Source organism: Acinetobacter sp. Q186-3 (assembly GCF_013420655.1).
GTDB classification, from domain to species: domain Bacteria; phylum Pseudomonadota; class Gammaproteobacteria; order Pseudomonadales; family Moraxellaceae; genus Acinetobacter; species Acinetobacter indicus.
This window is the reverse complement of record NZ_VOXS01000049.1, coordinates 1-1,482: the sequence shown is the minus strand read 5'-3', so window position 1 is coordinate 1,482 and position 1,482 is coordinate 1. Positions and strand designations below refer to the sequence as shown.

1 protein-coding gene is annotated in these 1,482 nt (G+C 43.2%); it reads left to right on the top strand.

Annotation, left to right across the window (positions count from 1 at the left end; genetic code table 11):
• Window positions 1–107: 107 nt before the first annotated feature.
• Entirely contained in the window at window positions 108–1,433 is a 1,326-nt protein-coding gene (locus FTT64_RS14315; protein WP_160232252.1) for an ISNCY family transposase, read from the top strand.
• Window positions 1,434–1,482 lie beyond the last annotated feature (49 nt).

Genomic DNA, 1,482 nt, shown 5'->3' with positions numbered 1-1,482 from the left:
TGTAAGCCCAAAATAGAAATGTCCGGTTTCTCCAAAGTAAAAATGTCCGCTTTTAGAATATGCATTTTTGCAATTTCCTTAGCGGACGGTTTGATATGTTGGTGTCTATGTCGGATAAAGAACTTAAACGATTGTCGGTCTTGCAGGAAATCTGTGATCAACGCATAACCCAGTCCCAGGCTGCTCAGTTACTTCATATTTCAGAGCGTCAGATCAGACGCTTACTGCAGAAATACAAAGCTCAAGGCCCAGTTGCATTAGCCCATGCCGGTCGTGGTCAAATCAGCAACTCCAGGCTTCCTGAAGAACTCAGACTCAAGTGCCTCAATATTGTTTCGGATCAACTGCATGGTTTCGGACCCACTTTAGCGCATGAAAAGCTCACTACCATTCATGGATTCGACATTTCGGTGGAAACACTACGTTCTTGGATGATTGCAGCCGATTTATGGATTCCTCGATCCAAGCATCTGAAACGCCCGTATCAGCCTCGTTATAACCGGGACTGTTATGGTGAACTGATTCAAATTGATGGCTCACACCATGACTGGTTTGAAGGTCGAGCCCCTAAATGCTGTCTGCTGGTGTTTATCGATGATGCCACAGGAAAATTGCAGCATTTACGCTTCTGTGAATCAGAATCAGCCTTTGACTATATGATTTCAACACGTTTGTATATTGAGCAGCATGGTAAGCCGTTGGCATTTTACAGCGATAAACATTCAGTCTTCAGGGTGAATCAAAGCAGTAAGAAAGACACCAAGATTACCCAGTTTGGGCGCGTACTCAGCACCCTGAATATCGATATTATCTTCGCTAATTCACCACAGGCCAAAGGCCGTGTAGAACGGGCCAATAGAACGCTTCAGGACCGTCTGATCAAAGAAATGCGCCTGGAAGGCATCTGTTCGATTGAGCAAGCGAATGCCTGGCTACCCTGCTTCATTGAGCAGTTCAATCAGAAGTTCGCCAAGATGGCTTTTAATCCCAAGGATTTACACCGGACTGTTACTGAAACTGCTGAGGAGTTAGATGATGTTTTTACTTGGCGTGAACCCCGCAGAGTCACGAATAGCCTGACGATTACTTATGATAAATGCGTATATCTCCTGGAAAACACGGAAGAAAACCAAAGATTGATTGGTAAGTATCTTGAGTTCCTAGAATACCCGGATGGTACAGTCGCGATTGAATATCAGGGAAGAAAAATCAATTACAGCATCTTCGATAAATTAAGTCAGCTGAACCAGCGAGAGATTGTTGAGAATAAACGTTTAGGTGCTGTTCTCAATCATATTCAACAACAGCATGAAGAATTGGAACAGCAATACAAACGCAATCGTTCTCAATCTATGCCAAGAAGACGTGCACAGAAAACAGCAATTCAACAACGAAATCTGAATCCTGTGCTTGACTTGGAAATGTCTGTATAGGACATTTCTATTTGGTTTTAAGGTAGGACATTTCTACTTGGGAATAACA